The sequence below is a fragment of the Streptomyces sp. NBC_00873 genome, assembly GCF_045207415.1.
GTDB lineage: Bacteria > Actinomycetota > Actinomycetes > Streptomycetales > Streptomycetaceae > Streptomyces.
In genome coordinates this window covers 4,324,343-4,340,512 of the sequence record NZ_CP108803.1, presented here as the reverse complement: position 1 = coordinate 4,340,512, position 16,170 = coordinate 4,324,343, and the positions used below count along the sequence as shown (strand labels likewise).

Annotated in this window: 16 protein-coding genes; 9 read left to right on the top strand and 7 right to left on the bottom strand. The window is 68.2% G+C overall.

Annotated features, from left to right (window positions below):
* The first annotated feature begins 3 nt into the window (after window positions 1-3).
* The 5 genes from OH809_RS19880 (at window position 4) to OH809_RS19860 (ending at window position 5,843) form a co-directional block, all read left to right on the top strand.
* Window positions 4-510: a hypothetical protein gene (locus OH809_RS19880; protein ID WP_406516266.1), complete on the top strand. Its 507-nt coding sequence runs from the start codon at window positions 4-6 to the stop codon at window positions 508-510.
* Between the two features lie 265 nt (window positions 511-775).
* A complete protein-coding gene (locus OH809_RS19875; protein WP_406515413.1) occupies window positions 776-3,118 on the top strand; it encodes an alpha/beta hydrolase in 2,343 nt (780 codons plus the stop codon).
* Complete coding sequence (locus OH809_RS19870) at window positions 3,115-3,681, top strand: hypothetical protein (protein ID WP_406421150.1); 567 nt, start codon at window positions 3,115-3,117, stop codon at window positions 3,679-3,681. Before OH809_RS19875 ends, OH809_RS19870 begins: the two co-directional genes overlap by 4 nt.
* Window positions 3,682-3,815: 134 nt before the next feature.
* Window positions 3,816-4,826 carry an NlpC/P60 family protein gene (locus OH809_RS19865; protein WP_406421151.1) on the top strand — a complete coding sequence of 337 codons (1,011 nt, stop codon included), beginning with the start codon at window positions 3,816-3,818 and terminating at the stop codon, window positions 4,824-4,826.
* 297 nt (window positions 4,827-5,123) lie between these two features.
* The gene (locus OH809_RS19860) at window positions 5,124-5,843 is read left to right on the top strand and encodes a phosphatase PAP2 family protein (protein ID WP_406421152.1); all 720 of its coding nucleotides are present in this window, start codon (window positions 5,124-5,126) and stop codon (window positions 5,841-5,843) included.
* Between the two features lie 123 nt (window positions 5,844-5,966).
* Here OH809_RS19860 and OH809_RS19855 read toward each other — a convergent pair whose 3' ends face one another.
* Together OH809_RS19855 and OH809_RS19850 are read right to left on the bottom strand one after the other, a co-directional pair.
* The gene (locus tag OH809_RS19855; protein ID WP_406421153.1) at window positions 5,967-7,556 is read right to left on the bottom strand and encodes an FAD-binding oxidoreductase; all 1,590 of its coding nucleotides are present in this window, start codon (window positions 7,554-7,556) and stop codon (window positions 5,967-5,969) included.
* Between the two features lie 83 nt (window positions 7,557-7,639).
* Entirely contained in the window at window positions 7,640-7,834 is a 195-nt protein-coding gene (locus OH809_RS19850; RefSeq protein ID WP_406515412.1) for a hypothetical protein, read from the bottom strand.
* A gap of 133 nt (window positions 7,835-7,967) precedes the next feature.
* Here OH809_RS19850 and OH809_RS19845 point away from each other — a divergent pair, with 133 nt between their 5' ends.
* Both OH809_RS19845 and OH809_RS19840 read left to right on the top strand, forming a co-directional pair.
* A complete protein-coding gene (locus tag OH809_RS19845) occupies window positions 7,968-8,876 on the top strand; it encodes a hypothetical protein (protein ID WP_406421154.1) in 909 nt (302 codons plus the stop codon).
* 129 nt (window positions 8,877-9,005) lie between these two features.
* A complete protein-coding gene (locus OH809_RS19840) occupies window positions 9,006-9,200 on the top strand; it encodes a hypothetical protein (protein WP_406421155.1) in 195 nt (64 codons plus the stop codon).
* Window positions 9,201-9,285: 85 nt separating this feature from the next.
* On the opposite strand, the gene OH809_RS19835 is transcribed toward OH809_RS19840, so the two are convergent.
* Complete coding sequence (locus OH809_RS19835) at window positions 9,286-9,645, bottom strand: metal-sensitive transcriptional regulator (protein WP_406421156.1); 360 nt, start codon at window positions 9,643-9,645, stop codon at window positions 9,286-9,288.
* Between the two features lie 199 nt (window positions 9,646-9,844).
* On the opposite strand from OH809_RS19835, the gene OH809_RS19830 reads away from it, so the two are divergent.
* Both OH809_RS19830 and OH809_RS19825 read left to right on the top strand, forming a co-directional pair.
* Entirely contained in the window at window positions 9,845-10,465 is a 621-nt protein-coding gene (locus OH809_RS19830) for a DUF47 domain-containing protein (protein ID WP_037695792.1), read from the top strand.
* A 5-nt stretch (window positions 10,466-10,470) separates the two neighbouring features.
* Complete coding sequence (locus OH809_RS19825) at window positions 10,471-11,469, top strand: anion permease (protein WP_406515411.1); 999 nt, start codon at window positions 10,471-10,473, stop codon at window positions 11,467-11,469.
* Between the two features lie 121 nt (window positions 11,470-11,590).
* On the opposite strand, the gene pstB is transcribed toward OH809_RS19825, so the two are convergent.
* From pstB to pstS, 4 genes are all read right to left on the bottom strand, one after another.
* The gene (gene pstB / locus OH809_RS19820; RefSeq protein WP_406421158.1) at window positions 11,591-12,367 is read right to left on the bottom strand and encodes a phosphate ABC transporter ATP-binding protein PstB; all 777 of its coding nucleotides are present in this window, start codon (window positions 12,365-12,367) and stop codon (window positions 11,591-11,593) included.
* Window positions 12,368-12,394: 27 nt separating this feature from the next.
* Window positions 12,395-13,480, bottom strand: a complete 1,086-nt coding sequence (gene pstA / locus OH809_RS19815; protein ID WP_406421159.1) for a phosphate ABC transporter permease PstA — start codon at window positions 13,478-13,480, stop codon at window positions 12,395-12,397.
* A complete protein-coding gene (pstC, locus tag OH809_RS19810; RefSeq protein ID WP_406421160.1) occupies window positions 13,477-14,475 on the bottom strand; it encodes a phosphate ABC transporter permease subunit PstC in 999 nt (332 codons plus the stop codon). Before pstC ends, pstA begins: the two co-directional genes overlap by 4 nt.
* Window positions 14,476-14,637: 162 nt before the next feature.
* Complete coding sequence (gene pstS / locus OH809_RS19805) at window positions 14,638-15,780, bottom strand: phosphate ABC transporter substrate-binding protein PstS (protein ID WP_406515410.1); 1,143 nt, start codon at window positions 15,778-15,780, stop codon at window positions 14,638-14,640.
* Window positions 15,781-16,170 lie beyond the last annotated feature (390 nt).

Here is a 16,170-nt window from a genome sequence, read left to right as displayed (position 1 = left end):
CTAATGGCATGTGTGCTGATCTCCGGCTGCGTGAATCATGGGAAGAGGACAGATATGAACATGCAAGGAGCAGCTGACCATTCTGACGGCATCCTTGACGCCGTGTTGAACGAGATCAAACCAGAAGTGCAGTGGGCGCATGCGCCGACCACCACAGGCAGTTGTGATGTGACTCGGAGGCGTACGGTCATGACCATTGTTTCGGAAGCCCGTCGCGGTAGCTTTCTGGGCCTGGTGGACCGTTTTTGGCGGAAAAGCGGGTACAGGATCAAGGCAATCAATAACGATGCAGATGCCCCGGCGATCTATGCGCAGACGAAGGACGGTTTCGGGGTCAGCCTCATCATCGGCTTCAAGGGCCAGGCCTTCTTCGAGGTGGATAGCCCCTGCGTGAAGGAATCAGAGGTGGCCGAGTCCACCACCCCGCCCAACGGTCCTGCGTACGAGGACGTCTATCCCCTTCCCCGCCCCAACGTGCACTCCGACTTCTGGTCCGCCAGAGCAACCTGACGCCACATCAGGACAAGGTGACCTGAACCTCCGGATGTATCGCGCACTTTGAGTCTCGCATTGGGCCCTGGGACCCATGCCCCGCCCGGTGCCCGTGTGGTCGCATACGTGGAGTGGCGGTTCTGTCACTGCTCACTGCACCCACTCACAAGGCAGGGGACTCGCCGTGTCTGGCATACGAGGGTTAGCGGTTCCGGGTGGCGTTGACCCGGATGCTGTCGTGGTCCATCCGGGCAGGCACCCCCTGCCGAGCACGTTGCAGGCAGTGCAGATCCTCGTCCGCGTGCTCTTCGTGGTCACCGTCGTCGGCGTGATCGACGTGTTGTCGGTGGCGTCCTCGGTCGATGCGGTGAACGGTCGGCTGCTGGGCATGCTGCTGTATGCGGCGTTACCGGGTGTCACCGGGTTCGTCCTCTCGCTGTATCTATGGACTGGTGGCGTCCGGATCCGCCGCGGACTCCTTGCCGTACACGTCTGGCTCGTCCTCGGTGCGCTGGCCACCTTGAGTGGGGACGGCAGCGTCCAAGGTGTCTTCCAGCTGGTGATACCTGTCGCCGTCGTCGTCCTTTTGTTCCTGAGGAGGTCCCGCGCCTGGTTCAGGCTCAGCCCTGAACAGCGCGCCGCGCAGAGGCCGTTCATTCTCACGCGGGTGATCAGGGCCCGTCGTGACCGTGGCCAGACCGCGATGGAGTACCTCGGCGCGGTCCTGGTGGTCGTGGCCCTTGTCGGTGCGCTCATGGCGACGCAGATCGGCGGACAGCTGACCGGTGAGATCCGGAGCGCGATCTGCCGGCTGACCGGTAGCGCCTGCCCGGCGGCGGGCAGTGGCGTGGCGGCCGGCCATGGCACCGATGGCGGTGGTGGTGCCTCTGCCGGTGGCGGTACGGAGTCCGGCGGTGTGGACTCCGGAGGGTCGACCGTCGCCGGAGGGACTTCTTCGTCCGGTGGGTCGGGGCCATCCGGGGGTACGGACTCGGGCGGGTCCGCAGCATCCAGTGGATTGGACTCCAGTGGATCGGACTCCGAGGGTACGGACTCCGAGGGTACGGACTCCGGCGGTTCCGCAGCGTCGGGTGGTTCGGACTCGGGTGGCACGGATGCCTCGGGCGGGTCCACCGCTTCCGGCGGAGACGGCGGCAACGCCACCCAGGCCGCCGAGGGGGGCGACGGTTCGAGCCCCGCCGGTCACGCATCGGACGGCGGCTTCTTCACCGGGCTCGTCGGCGACGGGCTCTGGGGCGATGTCAGCGGTGCCGCGGACGCTGTCCTCCACCCCGTCACGAACGGCAAGAACCTCGGCAGCCAGGTCGCCCAGTACACGCAGAGCGCGAGCAACAAGTGGTCCCAGGGCGACCGCGCCGGTGCGGCGGGGGAGCTGATCAAGGGGGCCACCGGGGTCGGTGGAATCGGCGCCGGGCTGCCCGGTTCGGGCTCCCGTGTCGGGGCGGCCGTGCAGGCGGACCAGCGCGACTATCTGAACGCCCGCATCCCGCGGGGCGGCACTGCTGCCGGGCGCAAGGCGTGGTGGGACGGACTGACGCAGGATCAGCGTGATCAGTACCTCGCCCTTTCCCCGGATCGGATCGGCAGCCTCGACGGGATCCCGGCGGCGACCAGGGACGCGGCCAACCGGAAGAACCTGACTCAGCTGATCGGGAAGCTGTCGGGGCAGGACGATGCGAAGTCGCAGAAGCAGCTCGCCGGACTGCGGGAGATCGAGCGGCAGTTGAAGGAGAACGGGAAGCAGCCGCCGATGTACCTGCTCGGCATATCGGACGAGGGAAACGGCCGGGCGATCGTCTCGTTCGGGAATCCGGACACGTCGAAGAACGTGTCGGCGTATGTGCCGGGGCTGAACACCTCTCTGGACGAGGAATTCGCGAAGAACGATCTCAAGCGGGCCCGTGACACGGCGATCGGTGCCCAGGGGTACGACCAGTCCACTGCGGCGATCGTCTGGCTCGGCTACGACGCGCCACAGACGCCGGACGGGCTGGGGAGCCTGGCGGTCATGGGTGCGGGGCGGGCGGAGAAGGGCGGCGTGGCGTACAACGACTTCATGAGCGGGCTGGTCGCCACCAACCAGAACAAGGATCCGCATCTGACGGCCATCGGGCACTCGTACGGCTCGCGGACCGTGGGAGCCGCCGCGCAGCATGTCGGCGGAATCCCGGGGGTCGACGACATCATTCTGGTCGGCAGCCCGGGGGTGGGCGTGGAGCAGGCCGTGGATCTCGGGGTCGGTGCCGGACACGTCTTCGTCGGCGCCGCGGCGAACGACCCGGTGACCAAGCTCCCTTCCAAGCTGCAGGCCGCCGTGGGCACGCTGGGGATGCTGGCGTTCGGTCCTGCTGGTGCATACTTCGCCGGGGATCTGGCCGACCCGGGGGGCGACGATCTCTGGTTCGGCAAGGACCCGGCGAGCAAGGCATTCGGCGCCAGGCGCTTCCCCGTGGGCGACGGGCCACCGGTGGTCAGCGGCTCCGGCCTGAGCTTTGATGCCCACTCTCTCTACTTCGATCCGGTGAGGGACGCCGTCTCGGCGGACAGCATCGCTCTGATCGTGTCGGGACATGCCGACGGGCTCAAGATGGAGGCACAGCGATGAAGCGACGGTTCCGGATCGTGGCGGTGGCCCTGGCCCTCGGCTTCTCCCTGTCCGCGTGCGGGAGCGAACACCGGGTACAAGGGGACGCCGGAGGGAAGAAGGGGCGCATGGACATGCAGCAGGCCGCCGAGCGGTCCGACGGCATGCTGGACGCGGTGCTGAAGGCCATCGACCCCGAGGTGCAGTGGGCGCACGGGCCGACGACTGCGGGGACGTGCGATGTGACCCGCAGGCGCACCGTGATGACCATCGTGTCGGCGTCGCGCCGGGCGGATTTCCTGGATCAGGTGGAGTCGTTCTGGCGGAAGAGCGATTACCGGATCAAGGCGATCAACAATGACACGGAGTTCCCGGCCGTCTATGCCCAGACGGACGCCGGGTTCGGTATCAGTGTCAGCTTCCGCGGAAAGGGGCAGGCGTTCTTCGAGGCGGACAGTCCCTGCGTGAAGGAGTCGAAGGTCACCGATTCCACGTCCAGGCCGAACGGTCCGGCGTACGAGGGCGTCTACCCCCTGCCGCGTCCCAACGTGCACTCCGACTACTGGTCCGCCGAGGCATCCTGAAGACGCGTCAGTGAACGGAATCCGCGCTCGGCCGCCCGGTCGGTGACCCCGGTGAGCCTGCCTGTGCCCCGAACAACTCGCACACACCCGCGAAACCGGCCTTGAACCCGCCCCCGATGGGGGATGGTTGAGGGGTGCGGAAATTCTGGGTGGTCGGTGGGATCGGCATCGGGGTCGCCATGTGCTTCGTGGCGCTGCTCGTCGTCGGTACGTACTCCGCTGCCGCCGGCCTCGGCAGCGCCGGCAGCAACGGGGCCGTCGGGCTGGCGAAGGGGGCCGTGCCGGCGAAGTTCCAGCCGCTCGTGCAGAAGTGGGGCAACCTCTGCTCGGCCATCAACCCCGCGCTCCTCGCCGCGCAGCTGTACCAGGAGAGCGGGTGGAACCCGCGGGCCCAGAGCAAGGCCGCCGCGCAGGGCATCGCGCAGTTCATCCCCGGGACCTGGTCCGGGCACGGGATCGACGGGGACGGGGACGGGGACCGGGACGTATGGGATCCGGCCGATGCGATCCCCTCCGCCGCCAGCTATGACTGCGAACTCGCCGGGTACGTCAAGAAGGTGCCGGGAGATCAGACGGACAACATGCTGGCCGCCTACAACGCCGGTGCGTACCGGGTCATCAGGTCGGGCGGCGTACCGAAGATCGCGGAGACGCAGAACTACGTCAAGGTCATCCGTTCGCTGGAGAAGAGCTTCGCCCGGCCGGTCGGGCGGGTCGAGCCTTCGCGGCAGGCGGCCGGGGCGATCTACTTCGCGCAGAAGAAGCTCGGCACGAAGTACCTGTGGGGCGGGAACGGCACTGCTGAGCAGGGTGGACGGTTCGACTGTTCCGGGCTGACGCAGGCCGCGTACCGGACCGTGGACATCGAGCTGCCGCGGGTGGCGAACGACCAGTACAACGCCGGGCCGCACCCCTCACGGGACGAGCTGCTCCCCGGTGACCTGGTCTTCTTCTCGGACGACCTGACCAACTCCCGGGCCATCCACCACGTCGGGCTGTACGTGGGCGGCGGGTACATGATCAACGCGCCGTACACCGGGGCCGTGATCCGCTTCGACAAGATCGACACGCCCGACTACTTCGGTGCGACACGCGTGACGAAGGACGGCGCCGCGGCACTACCGACCATCCAGCCGGCGGCGTGACAGGGAGTCAGCCTTGGCCGGAACTCTCCGTGAAGCCTGGGCCCTGAGCTGCGACGACGAGTCTCTCTTCGATAACGTCATGGTGATCATTCGGTGGAGAGTGGAACGTACACGCAGAGAGCATCGTTCCCTGGACTGGGACGGCATGCGCATTGACCATGCGGCGCCGACCGGCACAGTCGCGTACGTCACGCAGCAGTGATCGAAGTAGTGGTCGAACCGAAAAACGGGGGTTCGTCAAATGCGGTGCACACGGGTGTGCGCCGCGGCAGCAGACAAGACAAGGGGCCGCAGCGGATGGCTGGACTCGCACTGGATGCGTCGAACCCCGACGTCAGCCTGCTCTACGACATCAATGGGCTCGCGAAGTCCGCTCCGACCTGGTTCGACCGGGTCATGGAGTTCGTCGGCGAGTACGGGATCATGCTCGGCATGGTCCTCGTGGTCCTGTGGTGCTGGTGGAGCGTCCGCCGGCGCGGCACGGCCGAGGACTCGGTGACCGCGGTCGCCGGGATCGTCTGGGCGCCGCTCGCGGCCGGGATCGCGCTGCTCGTCAACATTCCGATCCGGGGCTTCGTGGAGCGGCCGCGCCCGTTCCGCGACCACCAGGGCCTGGATGTCCTGGTGTCGGGGAAGAACGACTTCTCGTTCGTGAGCGACCACGCCACGATGGCGATGGCCCTTGGCGTCGGGCTGTTCGTGGCCAACCGGAAATTCGGGCTCGCCGCGATCGCCCTCGCGCTGGCGGAAGGGTTCTGCCGGATCTACATGGGGGTCCACTACCCGACCGACGTCATCGGCGGATTCGCGCTCGGCACTGCTGCCGCACTGCTGCTCGCCCCGCTTGCGATGGCGCTGCTGACACCGGTCGTCGCCGCCGTCTCGCGGTCGGAGCGGGTGGGCTGGCTCGTGCGGTCGCGGCGGCCGGTGCCGGCCGAGGCCGAGGAGCGCCCGCTCGGGATCCCGGAGCCGCGCCCGCGGTCGGGCGGCGGTGGCGAGAAGGATCTGGCCGCCTGAAGGCGGTGTGGCCGAGGGAGAGCCGGGGGGCGTTCGCGCCCCCCGGTTCTGCGTCAGACCGACCGGCAATTGGGGGGTGCGTGCCCCAGATCCGTGACGCCGCCCCCCAATTGCCGGTCGGTCTTACAGCGCCTGCGGGAAAGTGAAGAGGCGCTCGGGGTCGTACTGCTTCTTCACCCGGGTGAGCCGGTCGGCCGCCGTTCCGTAATACGCCTGCCGCCAGTCGGTCAGCGTCGGGTCCGTGTAGTTCTGGTACGCCGCCCCGGACGCGTACCGCCGCAGCGCCCCGTGGGTGTTTTTCAGCCAGTCCTGCTGGGCCGTGCCCGCCGTGCCGGGACGCCAGGCGGCGATGTACTGGGCGAGCATCCGTGAGCGGCGGTGGACGAACGCCGTCGCCCGCGGGTCGACCCGGTTGATCGCCCCGCCGAGCGCGGTGAGCGCGATCGATCCGCCGCCGCCGCTCGGGGTCACGCCGATCCGGGTGAACGCCTCGGTCCGGTCGAGCAGGGCCCGTATGGCCGCCGGGGACAGGGAGTGGTCGAAGAAGTCGGACGCGGCGGCGTAGGTCTCGCGCTGGAGCGCGCCCTGCACGGTACGGCCGGGTGTCGTACCCGGCAGCCGGCACTGCGCGTCGCTGATATCGGAGCAGCCCGCGTACACCAGCATCGCCTCCTCGTAGCTGCGGCGGCGCAGCGACACCGAGGACGCCGATGCGCCGATCCGGGCGGCGAGACGGTCGACGGCGTTCTGGAGGTCGCCGTAGGTCCCCAGGCTGAACGCGACGACCGACGCGGTCGGGTTGCCGCCGCCCGGTCCCGCCGCGAGATGTGCGGAGGACCAGATCTCGTCCGGCTGGTCGGGGCCCCACTCCTGCCAGGCGGCGATGACGGACCGGGCGCGCGACCACGGCCACGACATGTACGCGGTGACGGTCTGCGGGGCCGGGCGGGTGCGGAACGTCAGCTCGGTGACCACGCCGAAGTTGCCGTTGCCCGCGCCGCGCAGCGCCCAGAAGAGGTCGGGGTGGTGCTTGGCGTCGGCGGTGACTGTCTTGCCGTCGGCGGTGACGAGCGTTGCCGCGGTGAGGCTGTCGCAGGTCAGGCCGTACGCGCGGGACGCGACGCCGTGGCCGCCGCCGAGCGTGAGGCCGGAGATGCCGACCGTGGGGCAGGAGCCTCCGGGGACCGTCAGTCCGTGCCGGGCAAGACCCCGGTAGACGTCGATGAGTTTGGCGCCCGCGCCGACGGTGCCGTCCCGGTCGACCCGGGAGAGTGACGAGACGTCAATGACCAGGCGCCCGTTGCCGCTCGACCAGCCTGCGTAGGAGTGGCCGCCGCTGCGGATCGAGACGGGGGTGGAGCTGCGGCGGGCGAAGGCCAGGCACTCACGGATGTCCGCCGCGTGCCGGACGTACGCGACGGCTGCCGGTTTCTGGCCGTCGAAACGGGTGTTGTAGAGCTGACGGGCCGTCCGGTACGCCGCGTCCGCGGGGCGCACGAGGGTGCCGTCGAGGCTCTTGGCCAGGGCGGGCCAGTTCGTCTTGCCGGTTGTGGCAGACGGTGAGCCGGCTGATGCGGGCGACGTGCGGGTGGTGGTGGCCGAGGTTGCGGCCGAGGAACCCGTGCCGGAGCCTCTGCAGGCGGTGGCCGTGGCGCCGGTCAGGGCTGTTGCCGCGCCCGCGGTGAGCAGGGTGCGGCGGTTCGGCAGGTTCATCGGACCTCCGGGACATGGCCTGGCGGGTCGGTCGGTCGGGCGACCGTCGGGTGGATCGGTTGTCCGTGATCCGTGATCCGTGATCAGCGGGCGGTGCGGTGTTGCTCGGCGTCGGTGCGGGCGCGGTCGCGGGAGCGGCGGGCCGGGCCGGTCCACCCGCATTCGCAGCGGGCGATGCAGAACGAGCCGCGTTCGATGGTGAAGGGCTCGTGGGCGGGGGGCGTCGGCGGGGTGGCGGGAGCGGTCGGCGTGACCTCCGCGGTGTGTTGGTCGTACACGCGTCCACGGTACTGGGGACGGGCACCCGTCCGTGAGGCCCACGAGGACGGCGTGACGGGGGACAGGGGTGGTCGTTATGCGGGTCGGGTGGGGGGCTCGGGCAAGCGGTACGTCGTTGAGGGTTGGCAGGCGATGGTGGTGCAGCAGCACAGGTCCGGAGGCGGGGCGCGCGCTGTCTGCGCCCTCGCCGTGGTGGGCGTGATGGCGGCGGCCGCCGGATGCTCGGACAGCGGTGGCCGGGGCGGGACCGATGCCGGCGGCCGGAGCGTGGTGGACGAGCGGGGTGGGGGCGATTCCCTCGAAGTGATCCACCGGGCGGCCGCGGTGCTCGCCGGGACAGGGGGCGGGAATCTGCCAGGGAGCCCGGACGTCGCCGGGAGTGCCGAGGTGCGTACGTCGATGGAGACCGCGGCAGGCGGGACGCGGGTGACGATCACCGGCCGGGGGACGTACGACTTCCGCAGGCAGCTCGGCCGGCTCACCGTGGTGCTGCCGAAGGACGCCGCGGGCGAGTACGAACACCGACCCATCACCGAACTCCTCGCCCCCGGTGCGCTCTACATGAAGAACCGTGGTGCCGGAGTGCCCGCCGGCAAGTGGGTCAGGGTCGATACGACGGCCCTGGAGGACGGCAACCTCGTCACGGGCGGGGTCACCGATCCCATGGCGGCCGCCGAACTGCTGCGCGGGGCGGACAAAGTGACGTACGTGGGGGAGAGCGAGCTCGCCGGGGTCATGGTCCGGCACTACCGGGGGACCGCGGACCTCGGACGCGCGGCGCGGACCGCCTCGCCGCAATCGCGTGGCGCACTGGCCGCGGCGGCGAAAGGGTTCCGCATGGACGCGGTGCCGTTCGACGCGTATCTGGACGAGGCGGGGCGGCTGCGGAAGGTGCGGCACCGGTTCAGTTTCGCCAACGAGGGACCGGCGGTGCAGGTGGTGTCGACGACGCTGCTGTTCGGATTCGGGGTGCCCGTGGATGTGCAGCTTCCGGATGATCGCGACATCTACACCGGGCGGATCGAGCAGGGGCGGCGGTAGCAGCGGAGGAGGCGGCGGGCCGGGCGCGTAGGCATCCGGCGGGGCCGAAATGGTCCGTCCGTGCCATGCGCGGCACGTGGTCCGCTCCCTACGCTAGGAAGTCGGCGACGGCAGTGAGAGGTGACGTACGTGGTGACGCTCAGCACTCGGACCGTTCAGGACCATGTGGCCCTCGCCGAGATCGAGCTATGCGGTGAGCTGATGATCGCGGCGTCGGCCGCGATCGGGGAACGGCTCAGTGCGGACCGTATCGACGAGGTGCTCAACGTCGGGGCAGGCACCGAACGCACCACCGTTCCCCGGCAGAGTGACCACCGGGGATGACGGACAGAAGCGCACGTCAGGCGGCGCCCCGGACAGTGCCCCAGGAAGTGCGACCGCACACCGTGCGACCTCCAGCGGCGCTGCCTCAGGTACGGAGCAGGCGGGCGATGGCCTTCGTGGCTTCCTCGACCTTCGCGTCGATCTCCTCGCCGCCCTTGACGGCCGCGTCGGCGACGCAGTGGCGCAGATGCTCCTCGAGAAGCTGGAGCGCGAACGACTGGAGAGCCTTGGTGGACGCCGAGACCTGCGTGAGTATGTCGATGCAGTAGACGTCCTCGTCGACCATCCGCTGCAGACCGCGGATCTGGCCCTCGATCCGGCGCAGCCGCTTGACGTGGTCGGCCTTCTGGTGGTGGTAGCCGTGTATGCCGCGGTCGTGGTCGGTGAGGGTCTCCGCCGTTTCCTCGGTGGGTTCCGTCGCCTCTGTGGTCTCGGTGGTGGTCATTGCTGCCTCCCGTTTCCCTTTAACCTGCGCCCTATATACCCCAGGTGGGTATATCCTAACGAATTCGGCTGAACCGTGACCGGGGGCCCGTGCCGATCACCGTGTTCGATGCGCGACACTGAAGAACGCCGGTTAGCCGTGGCCGGATGATGCGCCTAGCATCAGCCTGACCGAAACCAAAGCATCCTGAGGACCCCACGTGCGCTTTCGTCTGACCCCCAGGGAGACGAGCTTCTACGACATGTTCTCCGCATCCGCGGACAACATCGTCACGGGCTCGAAACTCCTCATGGAACTGCTCGGGGCGGACTCTGCCTCCCGAGTCGAGATCGCGGAACGTATGCGGGCAGCGGAGCACGCAGGGGACGATGCCACCCACGCGATCTTCCACCAGCTGAACTCCTCTTTCATCACGCCGTTCGACCGCGAGGACATTTACAACCTCGCATCGTCGCTCGACGACATCATGGACTTCATGGAGGAGGCCGTCGACCTGGTCGTGCTGTACCAGGTCGAAGAACTCCCCAAGGGTGTCGAGCAGCAGATCGAGGTGCTGGCGCGGGCGGCCGAGCTGACCGCCGAGGCGATGCCCAACCTGCGCACGATGGACAACCTCACCGAGTACTGGATCGAGGTCAACCGCCTGGAGAACCAGGCCGACCAGATCCACCGCAAGCTGCTCGCCCATCTCTTCAACGGCAAGTACGACGCCATTGAGGTGCTGAAGCTCAAGCAGATCGTGGATGTGCTGGAAGAGGCGGCCGATGCGTTCGAGCACGTCGCCAACACGGTGGAGACCATCGCGGTCAAGGAGTCCTGAACCACGTGGACACCTTTGCGCTGATCGTGACCATCGGTGTCGCGCTCGGCTTCACCTACACGAACGGCTTCCACGACTCGGCGAACGCCATCGCCACCTCGGTCTCCACCCGGGCGCTGACCCCGCGGGCGGCCCTGGCGATGGCCGCGGTGATGAACCTCGCCGGTGCCTTCCTGGGCCAGGGAGTCGCCAAGACCGTCAGTGAGGGCCTGATCGCGACGCCCGAGGGGCAGAAGGGGATGGGAATCCTCTTCGCCGCCCTGGTCGGCGCGATCATCTGGAACCTCGTCACCTGGTATTTCGGTCTGCCCTCGTCGTCCTCGCACGCGCTGTTCGGCGGCATGGTCGGTGCGGCGCTGGCCGGCGGAACGCTGGTGCACTGGAACGGGGTGCTCGACAAGATCGTCATCCCGATGTTCGTCTCGCCGGTCGTCGGTCTGGTCGTGGGCTATCTGGTGATGGTCGCGATCATGTGGCTGTTCCGGGAGACCAACCCGCACAAGGCCAAGCGCGGATTCCGCATAGCCCAGACGGTCTCGGCGGCAGGCATGGCGCTCGGGCACGGTCTGCAGGACGCGCAGAAGACGATGGGCATCGTGGTGATGGCGCTGGTCATCGCCGATGTCGAGAGTCCGAGCGACCCGATCCCGGTCTGGGTGAAGATCGTCTGCGCGCTGATGCTCTCGCTGGGTACGTACGCGGGTGGCTGGCGGATCATGCGGACGCTCGGCCGGAAGATCATCGAGCTGGACCCGCCGCAGGGCTTCGCCGCGGAGACGACCGGGGCGTCGATCATGTTCGGCTCGGCCTACCTGTTCCACGCGCCCATCTCCACGACGCATGTGATCACCTCGGCGATCATGGGTGTGGGGGCCACGAAGCGGGTCAACGCGGTGCGGTGGGGGGTCGCGAAGAACATCATCCTCGGGTGGTTCATCACGATGCCGGCCGCGGCACTGGTCGCTGCCGCGAGTTACGGGGTCGTCGTTCTGCTGTTCGGGTGAGTGACGCCCCCCGCGGGCTTGAAGTGAAAGGGGTCCGCCCCCGCTCCCTTGTGAGGAGCGGGGGCGGACCCTTCGCCTTGAGGGTGGCACCGCCATGCAGCACCCCAAAGGCTGTCCTTGGTCACCCAAAACGGCCGGAGATGTAGTCCTCCGTCGCCTGGACCGACGGGTTGGAGAAGATCCGTTCCGTCTCGTCTATCTCCACGAGCTTGCCGGGCTTGCCGACCGCAGAGAGGTTGAAGAACGCCGTGCGGTCCGAGACACGGGCCGCCTGCTGCATGTTGTGCGTCACGATGACGATCGTGAAGCGCTCCTTCAGCTCGCCGATCAGGTCCTCGATCGCGAGGGTGGAGATCGGGTCCAGGGCGGAGCACGGTTCGTCCATCAGCAGCACATCCGGCTCGACCGCGATCGCGCGGGCGATGCACAGGCGCTGCTGCTGACCGCCGGAGAGACCGGAGCCGGGCTTGTTCAGGCGGTCCTTGACCTCGTTCCAGAGGTTGGCGCCGCGAAGGGACTTCTCGACGACGTCCGCCAGCCGGCCCTTCTTGTACGAACCGTTCAGCTTCAGGCCCGCCGCGACATTGTCGAAGATCGACATGGTCGGGAACGGGTTCGGCCGCTGGAAGACCATGCCGACCGTGCGGCGCACGGTGACCGGATCGACGTTGGACCCGTACAGGTTCTCGTCGTCCAGCAGGACCTTGCCCTCGACGCGGCCACCGGGGGTGACCTCGTGCATCCGGTTCAGAGTGCGCAGGAAGGTGGACTTGCCACAGCCGGACGGGCCGATGAAGGCGGTCACGGAGCGGGGCTCCACGGTCATCGAGATGTCCTCGATGGCGAGGTGGGAACCGTAATAGGCGGACAGGCCGCTGACGTCGATGCGCTTGGCCATCTGAATCACTGCTTCTTTCGTGCCGCGTCAGCGGCCGGTCTTCGGGGCCTTCCAGCGGGCGATACCGCGGGCCACCAGGTTGAGGATCATGACGAAGGCGATCAGGACCAGAGCGGCGGCCCAGGCACGGTCGTACGACGCCTCGCTGCCGATCTTGAACTGCTCCCAGATGTAGAAGGGGAGCGACGACTGTGCGCCTTGGAAGGGATTGGTGTTGATCAGCTGGCTGCCGAAGACCAGCAGCATGATCGGCGCGGTCTCGCCGGCGATCCGGGCGATCGCGAGCATCACACCCGTGGTGATACCGCCGATCGCGGTGGGCAGAACCACCTTCAGGATGGTGCGCCACTTCGGGATGCCGAGCGCGAGTGATGCCTCGCGGAGCTCGTTCGGGACGAGCTTGAGCATCTCCTCGGTGGAGCGGACCACGACCGGGATCATCAGGATGGTGAGCGCCAGCGAACCCATCAGGCCGGACGGCTGGAGCTTCGCCATCAGCATGATCGACAGGATGAAGAGACCGGCGACGATGGACGGGATACCGGTCATCACGTCGACGAAGAACGTCACAGTCTTGGCGAGTACACCCTTGCCGTACTCCACCAGATAGACGGCGGTCAGCAGGCCGATCGGGGCGGAGATCAAGGTGGCGAGGCCGACCTGCTCCAGGGTGCCGATCAGCGCGTGGTAGACACCGCCGCCCGGCTCCATGCCGAGCACACCTGCCATGGAGTGGGTGAGGAAGTAGACGTCCAGGACCTTGGCGCCGCGGCTGACCGTGATCCAGATCAGCGAGGCCAGCGGCACGACGGCGAGGAGGAAGCACACCCAGACGATGCTGGTGGCGAGCCGGTCCTTGGCCTGGCGCTGGTTCTCGACGACCGACGTCGTGACGTACGAGATGACGACGAAGAGCACCGCGGAGAACACGCCCCACTGGATGCGGCTCTGCCAGCCCGCCGCCGCGCCGATGCCGACGCCGAGCACGAGCGCGGCGCACGCGAAGGCGGCCGGGGCCCAGCGGGGGAGCGCCCGGCTGCTGAGGCTGTTTCCGGAAGCGGCCGCCGTGGGGGTGGGGCGTTCCTGTATGCCGGTGTTGGCTGCCTGGCTCATGCGTTGGCCCCCGAGTACTCCTTGCGGCGGGCGATGATGAGCCGGGCCGCGCCGTTGACCAGCAGGGTGAGGACGAAGAGGACGAGGCCGGAGGCGATCAGGGCGTCGCGCCCGAACTGGTCGGCCTCGTCGAACTTCGCGGCGATGTTCTGGGCGAACGTTGCGCCGCCGGGGTTGAGCACATGCGCGGAGATGACGAAGCTCGGCGACAGGACCGTGGCGACGGCCATCGTCTCGCCGAGTGCGCGGCCCAGGCCCAGCATCGACGCGGAGATCACGCCGGAGCGGCCGAAGGGCAGCACCGAGAGGCGGATGACTTCCCAGCGGGTGGCGCCGAGGGCGAGGGCGGCTTCCTCGTTCATCTTCGGGACCTGGAGGAAGACCTCGCGGCTGACGCTCGTCACGATCGGCAGAATCATGATCGCGAGCAGGATGCCGACGGTGAAGAGCGAGCGGGCGACGCCGACCTCGGTCTTGTCCAGTACGTACGTCCAGCCGAAGAACTGGTCGAGCCAGAGGTTCAGCCCCTCCAGGTACGGGACCAGGAAGAGTGCGCCCCAGATGCCGTACACGATGCTCGGCACTGCGGCGAGCAGGTCGACGACGTACGCGAGGGGTGCGGCCAGCTTGCGCGGCGCGTAGTGCGAGATGAAGAGGGCGATACCGACAGCGATCGGAACCGCGATGACCATCGCGATGATCGAGCTGACGATCGTGCCGAAGAGCAGGACCGCGATACCGAAGACCGGCTTGTCGCCGACCGGGTTCCAGTCCAGCGTGGTGAAGAAGTTGCCCTGGTCCTTGGAGATGGCGAGGGTCGCGCGATACGTGAGGAACACGGCGATCGACGCCATGATCACGAGCAGCAGAATGCCTGAACCCCGTGAGAGGCCCAGGAAGATTTTGTCGCCCGCGCGTCCGGGGGCCTTGGGCCTGGCGCGCTTGCGCTGCACCGGGGGCACCGGTGGCGTGTCTATCGGTGTGGTGGAAGCCATGGTCTTTCCGGTCTGTGTGGGGGAGCGACGGGCTCCCCTGGCGGCGGTGCACCGGATGGGGGGTGGTGCCGGCGGGCCGGTCCGGAGGGGTGCACCGGGCCGGCCTGCCGGGTGTTGCTGGTGGAGCTGGATTTCAGCTGGTGTTACGGGTGTTGCTTCTGACTACGAGAGGGACGCGATGGTCTCGCGGACCTTGGCGTTGATCTCGGTCGGGATCGGCGCGTAACCGGCGTCGGTGAGGAGCTTCTGACCCTGGTCACTGGCGGTGTAGTTCAGGAAGGACTTGACCGTGGAGAGCGTCTCGGGCTTGTTGCCCGAGTCGCAGGCGACCTCGTAGGTCACCAGGACGATCGGGTACGCACCCTCGGCCTTGGTGGTGTAGTCGAGGTCGAGCGCCAGGTCCTTGCCGGTGCCCTTGATCTTGGCGGCGGCGATGGCCTTGGAGGCGTTCTCCGAGGAGGCCTTGACCGGGGCGGAGCCACCGGTGTTGATGTCGACCGTGGAGATGGACTGCGACGAGGCGTACGAGAGCTCGAAGTAACCGATCGAGCCGTCGACCTGCTTCACCTGGGCGGCGACACCGGCCGAGCCGGACGCGGCCTGGCCACCGGGGGCCGGCCACTTCTTCTCGGGCTCGTACTTCCAGTCGTTCGGCGCGGTGGCGGCGAGGTACTTGCCGAGGTTCTGCGTGGTGCCGGAGTCCTCGGAGCGGTGGAAGGCCTGGATCGCCTTGGCCGGAAGCTTCGCGCCGCTGTTGAGCTTGGCGATCGCCGGGTCGTTCCACTTCTTGATCTTGCCGTCGAAGATCTTGGCAAGGGTGGGGGCGTCCAGCGTCAGGCTGTCGACACCCTCGAGGTGGAAGCCGATCGCGATGGGGCCGCCGACCATCGGGAGGTTGATGCCCTGGCCGGTCTTGCAGATCTTCTTCGAGTCGGCGACCTCTTCGGGCTTCAGCGCCGAGTCGGAGCCGGCGAAGCCGACCGTGCCCTGGTTGAAGGCGATGATGCCCTCACCGGAGGACGACGACTTGTAGTTGATCTCCACGCCCTTGCAACCGGCCATGTAGTCCTTGACCCAGAGGTCCATGGCGTTCTTCTGCGCGCTGGAGCCGGAGGCGAGGAGCTGGCCCTTGGCGTCGTCGCACTTGATGTTCGACGCGGCGCTCGTCTTTTCGCCGCTGCCGCCCGTGCTGCTGCTGCCGCCGCTGTTGTTGTCCGAACCGCACGCCGTGAGGACCAGGGCGCTGGAGACGGCGAGGGCACCGAGCGCGGTGGCACGAAGCCGGTTCTTGCGCTGAAGCTTCACTTTCGGGTTTTTCCTTCCAGGAGCCGCCGAGGTCTTGTTCGTTCTACGACGGCGTGCGATGTGATGGGTGGTGCGGCGTCTCGCCGCGCACCGTGTACTGCCGAAATTAGGCAGAACAGGTGAAGTGGCTTACGGGGGAGAGTGAACAGAAGGTGAACCGTGGCGGGCGGCCTGGTTCTCGTCGCCGTGGTGCGGGGCCCCTGGGCGGGGCGGGGGCGTTGCGTGGTGCGGGGCCCCTGGGCGGGGCGGGGGCGTTGCGTGGTGCGGGGCCCCTGGGCGGGGCGTTGCGTGGTGCGGGGCCCCGGTCCGGGGTGCGGGGTTCCGTCCTCAATCGCCGGACGGGCTGGATTTTCGGCGCCGTGTCCCGGTGGAGCCGCCGCACTGTGCGGT